This is a genomic window from Okeania sp., from assembly GCF_983059655.1.
On sequence record NZ_CEZPJD010000525.1, the window covers coordinates 1 to 5,647 of the forward strand.

5 protein-coding genes are annotated in these 5,647 nt (G+C 34.9%); 2 read left to right on the forward strand and 3 right to left on the reverse strand.

The genetic code is table 11. The features are described 5' to 3' along the window. Positions 1–93: 93 nt before the first annotated feature. Both AC3DU7_RS23385 and AC3DU7_RS23390 read right to left on the reverse strand, forming a co-directional pair. Positions 94–1,500, reverse strand: coding sequence for a cytochrome c biogenesis protein (locus AC3DU7_RS23385; RefSeq protein WP_488041697.1), 1,407 nt, complete (start codon positions 1,498–1,500; stop codon positions 94–96). Between the two features lie 662 nt (positions 1,501–2,162). Further along, on the reverse strand, positions 2,163–2,897 hold the full coding sequence (locus AC3DU7_RS23390; RefSeq protein ID WP_488041698.1) for a cytochrome c biogenesis protein CcdA: 735 nt from the start codon (positions 2,895–2,897) through the stop codon (positions 2,163–2,165). A gap of 433 nt (positions 2,898–3,330) precedes the next feature. On the opposite strand from AC3DU7_RS23390, the gene AC3DU7_RS23395 reads away from it, so the two are divergent. After that, positions 3,331–3,585: a hypothetical protein gene (locus AC3DU7_RS23395; RefSeq protein WP_488041699.1), complete on the forward strand. Its 255-nt coding sequence runs from the start codon at positions 3,331–3,333 to the stop codon at positions 3,583–3,585. Further along, complete coding sequence (locus AC3DU7_RS23400) at positions 3,579–3,935, forward strand: type II toxin-antitoxin system PemK/MazF family toxin (RefSeq protein WP_488041700.1); 357 nt, start codon at positions 3,579–3,581, stop codon at positions 3,933–3,935. The genes AC3DU7_RS23395 and AC3DU7_RS23400 overlap by 7 nt, the downstream gene beginning before the upstream one ends. A gap of 614 nt (positions 3,936–4,549) precedes the next feature. Here AC3DU7_RS23400 and AC3DU7_RS23405 read toward each other — a convergent pair. After that, positions 4,550–5,647, reverse strand: a 1,098-nt coding sequence (locus tag AC3DU7_RS23405) for a glycosyltransferase (protein WP_488041701.1), incomplete at its 5' end; no start/stop codon positions are given.

Consider the following 5,647-nt stretch of genomic DNA (forward strand, 5'->3'; position numbering starts at 1 on the left):
AGGAGCTACGGCTCGGTAGGAATCCCCGTGCCTTCAGGCCGGGGAGGATGTCAAACAAATCATTTAGGATTGCTATAAAATGAGAGTGTTAAATCATATCTGGTGTTCCGTCTTAATGCTAGAAACAGGAGATAGATGACTATCGTTTTTTGATGATTCAATATCTAATCTATCTAAAATTTCCAACATTTCCCGTTCAAAGGCCACACTAGCACGATTAGTTTTACCCCCAATATAAACCCGCTCGCTCTCTTGCCAAGCCCAAATTTGCGAGTGAGAAACATAACTCATCAACACACTCAACATCAATAAACCAAAACCTAAATAAACAATCGGAATTCCAGGGTCAGCCTTTATTTGTAAACCCGTACTACCTATAATCTTGTCAACAAATAACGTTACCCCATTAACTTCTGTAGACATTCCTTCCCGCACACTACCAACTAATTTACCAGTAGCATCATAAATTAATACAGTTCCTTGTAAATCTCTTGCCAGTAAAGATACACCCTCACTCAAATCTGGTTTAGTCGGAATCCAAGTTCCCCAAATTCTGCCCCCTCCAGCCGTATTTAACTTGGCCATTGGTAACTCAAAAACAGGGCTTCTATTAATTCTGACTTGAACTGCAGCGATCCCCCAATCTGCCTGATACATTGTCACCCCATGATATCTCATAGGTTGATTGACAAATATAGTTTTCCGATCAACTTCGGAGCCATTTTTATCTAACACTGATAGATCTGAATAAAACTGGTCAATTGCTCCTTCTGGAGTATAGTCAATCCAGAAACGATTTACCCGCACTAACCAATCTTGAGGAATTTGTGATTCGGCAAAAATTCCGGCATCCACAATATTTTTAATTCGAAATGTTTCTCCACTCGGCACTATTTCTTGACCGATAAATCCGGTCATTGAACCAATTATTGACCCAGCTAAAATAATCAACATACTAGCATGAACTATTATAGGGCCAATTTTACCAATAATTCCTTTCCGACCATAAAGTTTATCTCCTTCTTGAAATACCTGATAACCACGTTGCTGTAATATTTTTTCTAGAGAATCTAGAGAAGCTGTTTCTATTTCTGTACTTAATGCTAAGTTCTCAAATTGTTGCTTTTTATTATAGAATTTCCAGCGATTAGCAGACTTTAGGGCTGGCATTTGTCGCGTAAAAGTACAAGCTGTTAAACTTGCTCCAAACAAAATTAATATTGATAAAAACCACCAAGTACGGTAGACATGGTCTAACTCTAATAACAAAATTACTTTCCAAGTCAAAAATCCAAATAATGCTGGCTTTTCTGGATAATTTTCCTGATAAAAATTTATTGATTCACCTTGTTCTATAACTGTGCCAGAAATGCTACTTATAGCAATTACTAATAGTAGAGCGATCGCTAACCTTAAATCAGCCAATAATGGCAATATTTCTCTTCTAAATATTTTGAGAGGATTGAACGTCCAGCCTAATCTTGAATCTTTAGCATCCATTAATTTAATTCCTATCAGCTTTAAATATTTTTTAATTGTGGTCTACAAGTATTAATATTCCCTCTAAAAATTCAAGTACAGCAATTCTCAATCATTCGTCATAACAGTACTTTGAGATTTTTGAGACCGAAAATGACTTTAAATTCTGTATTAGCAAGGGAAATACCTAAAAATTCTAAAAATGGCTGTTTGTGTAGCATGACCTAGGAAAACCTAGTAGCTCGTCCAGACTAAAATTGTGGGTAAATACAGCCCGATAATATTGAATTTACTGCCTTCTACCACAATTGCTTTACTCATATTTTAAAGCTAGACACACTACTAGATATATCTAAAAAATAGTTAATTCAAGGTCAAACCATTACTGTATAAACTTTTAAGCATATTTTTCACCTATTTTGACTGTTTTTTATTCGTTGCCTCAACCATAAATTACGACTCTCTATCAGACTACCTTTTTTTTACTAGCTATCAGCTAGCCTCCTTAGGAGGAAATGCGTTAACAGCTTTTTAGTAGCTCCAGGTAAAAATACCCAGCTTCTTATCAATCCGATGGCCCTCGGAGGAGTTGAAATCTCCTTTCCGTTCCGGAATACTCACACAAACGAGGGGGTCTCAAAAAAAATCTGCTGATTGCTGACCGCTGACTGCTGACTGCTTCTTTAAGTTACTGGTACTATTCTAAATAACAGTGAAAATACACCAAAACCAACTAATAAAATACCACTAGCAGGTGTAATCCAACTAGACCATTTTCGCAGTTCTAAAAAGTTTTTAATATTAGCTATAAAAGCACCTGCTAATATCAAAGGCATTACATAACCAAAAGCATAAAATAACAATAAAACCCCTCCTAAAATCAAGTCTCCAGTTGTAGAAACCCAAGCTAATAATGTTGCTAATACGGGAGTGCTACAGGGAGATGCAATTAAACCAAATGTTAAACCTAATAAATATGAACGTATTCCTTTAGGTAAATCTTGAGAGATCCATCCCATACTGTCAAAAGAAGGCATAGGTAATGGTAATGCTTCTAGTAAATTGAGACCCATTAAAATAGCAACTATACTAACAATAATTGGCAATCCTATACCTACTTGACCATATACTTTTCCCAGTAATGATGCTACAATTCCTAAACTAGCAAGAGTTGTAGCTAATCCTAAAGAAAACCAAGTAGATTGAGCAGCAGCTTGGAGACGATTCTGGGCTTCATATCCGCCAATATAACCAATAGTTATTGGTAACATAGAAAGCATACAGGGTGTCAAACTGGTAAGTAAACCAGCTACAAATATAATTATCAAACTGACCCAACTTAGATGTGTGAGCTGAGTCTTAACTATGGTATTTGCATATTGAGTAGTCTCGTAAAGTAAAGTCAGAAAGGTTTCCATAGTATGGTTACTTTATATTATTTAGTAGAAATAAAATATTTACTTCAATAGCAGAAGTTATAGAGTGGCTGAAATTGAAGATTCTGTGATTAGACACATAGAACTTCTTGCCTTTTTTCTATGAAGGCTGAAATACTAGATATTTTGACACTTCCTGTAATTCGATGAAAGTTCAAACCCAAGCAATTTTTCCTTCTGCCCCCTGCCCTCTTCAATATTAGATTTTAGATTTTTCCTGAATTTAAGATTTTCTCTGGAATTATTTGAAACAAATTGACTCCAAATTAAATCTAGAATATAGAATGATTTTGTCTCTCAGTATTAAGGAGGACTTAAATGTCTCAATAAATTCTAGAGGCGAGACCTTTTTGAATAAGTATTGACAACAATATAACCTGTGATTATACTAACATAAAAGTTAAATTATAATTATATGGCCACTGTCAAAACTGCAATTTCATTACAAGAGTATCTGTTTGAACAAGCTGAAGCACTAGCAGCAGAAATGAAAATATCTAGAAGTCGTTTAATAGCGATCGCTCTAGAAGAGTTTATTCGTCGGCATCAAAATCGACTATTGCTAGAAAAAATAAATGCTGCTTATGAGGATGTTTCTGATACAGAAGCATCAACATCAATAGGCAGTATTAGTGGACATCATAGGAGTATAATAGAGGACGAGTGCTAATTAATCAAGGTGATATATTCTGGATTGAATTAGATGAACCATCGGGTTCTCAAGGTACTTACAAACATCCTCATGTTGTAATTCAAAACAATGTTTTTAATTTTAGTTTGATTAAGACTGTGGTTGTTTGTAGTTTAAGTTCTAATCTCAAGCTTGCTGCTGTTCCTGGTAATATTGTTTTGGCAGTAGGTGAGGCAAATTTACCAGATCAAACAGTTGTGAATATATCCCAGATTTTCACAGTAGAAAAAACAAAATTGACAGATAAAATAGGTACTCTTTCGCCGGAGAGAGTAGAAAAAATATTAGAGGGAGTAGAGTTACTACTTAAACCAACAGAAATGGAATAGCGATGGGATTTTTGCCTGTTTTGCTCCTCACCTTAAGTTTTCTATAAGCAATTTTTGTATCAAAAAATTTTAATTTTTACTGTATCTACTATATTTTTTGACCAAGAAACCTTAAGTTTCCGCTGCACAATATTAGAGTAGTTAATTTTTAATAATATTAAACTTATTGCCCAGTTGGCATAATTGAATCAGAGGACGAATCTAAAATAGACCTCTCCGGAAAAGAGGAAGTAGGGAGTAGTAGGGACGTTGCATGCAACGTTCGTACAGAGTAGAGGGAAATAATTGATGATTTATCTACGATAATTGATCTGATTTTCTATTATTGATAAATTTTTGCTACAAATAACTTTCTAGGTGTTAGGTGGTAAGCGGTAGGTGGTAAGCGGTAGGTGTTAGGTAAATTATTAATTATTTACTAGCCAGTTTATTTGTAACATTCTTTTTTCACCCTTGGTATAATAGAGAGAAAGCTATAAATTAACATTTGAGGCTTTCCATAATCTGGCATTCAAAAGAAATGGCCTCGACAGATTCAATAGCTAAAACTTAGGCAAAGCAATATTTTTCCCTCTTCTTTCTTCCCTTTTCCTTCTTCCTTCTGCCACACATAACTACTCAATCTCTCGATAAAAAGATTTCAATAATCCTGTATTTTTCTGCCAATTTAGATGAGCTTTAGCAAAATTAATTGCACCTTGACCTAACTTTTCAGATAGAGAGTTATCCTCAAACAACTTACCCACCGATTCAACAATATTCACTGCATCAACCATAGGCAAAACCAAAGCATCTTTCTCGTTTTCCATCACCAAACCAATATTAGTCCCAGGCAAAATTACAGGTTTACCCATTGCCAAAAATTCGGGTAATTTACAGGGAAAACGATAATCATTAAATTTATCTGGTCTACCTGGTTGAATTAACACATCTGCTAAAGCCAAAATTTCTGGCATTAAACTCCTGTCTACATATCCTAATTCAATGGCATATTTCCGCGCCCAATTATCATCATCCCCCAAAAAATTACAGAAATCTCTACCTGTTCTAACTAACACTGCAGGTTTACCTTCTCGGTTCAACATTGCTACAGCTAAATACAAACTTCTCACTTCATGAGTATTAGCAGCATGAACATTTCCGGTGTAGGAAAAAACTAAAGTATTTTCAGGAATATTAAACCTTTTTACTATTTCTGGATTAGGATTTCTGGGATAAAAATACTCGGTTTCTACACCAGGCCATAAAACTAAACTCGGCACATGATTCGGCACAAATTCTTTTAACCTTTCAATAATTACTGTTACTCCATCGGCACTTGCTAGAAACTCCCGATATTTCTGGGGATGAGAAACATTATCTGGAATTGCCAGAGTTCCATTAGCATTAGCTATTTCTTTAAAAGGTTTGTTTAAATATTTTTCTAGGACATATTCTTCATTATCTTCCAAGTGAATTACTAATTTAAAATCATAAGCTTTCCGGAGTTTATGACAATAATTTCGCGTAACTTCTCTCGGAGTCCAAACATGAACTACATCCGGACCTTGCTGATTTTTAAATAATTTATTCAGCCGATAAAATTCACCATATTCTGTCACAGAATACAAATGTGTTAAATGTTCTCCCACTTGAGAAACAGTATATTTATTTCTAGGAACAGCCACCACACAATCAAAGCCCAATTTAACTAAATTATTAGCAAAATGATG

Bases quoted from the DNA above. Each gene is read 5' to 3' on its own strand.
- AC3DU7_RS23385 (WP_488041697.1), bottom strand. From the start codon at position 1,500: ATGGATGCTAAAGATTCAAGATTAGGCTGGACGTTCAATCCTCTCAAA.
- AC3DU7_RS23395 (WP_488041699.1), top strand. From the start codon at position 3,331: ATGGCCACTGTCAAAACTGCAATTTCATTACAAGAGTATCTGTTTGAA.
- AC3DU7_RS23390 (WP_488041698.1), bottom strand. From the start codon at position 2,897: ATGGAAACCTTTCTGACTTTACTTTACGAGACTACTCAATATGCAAAT.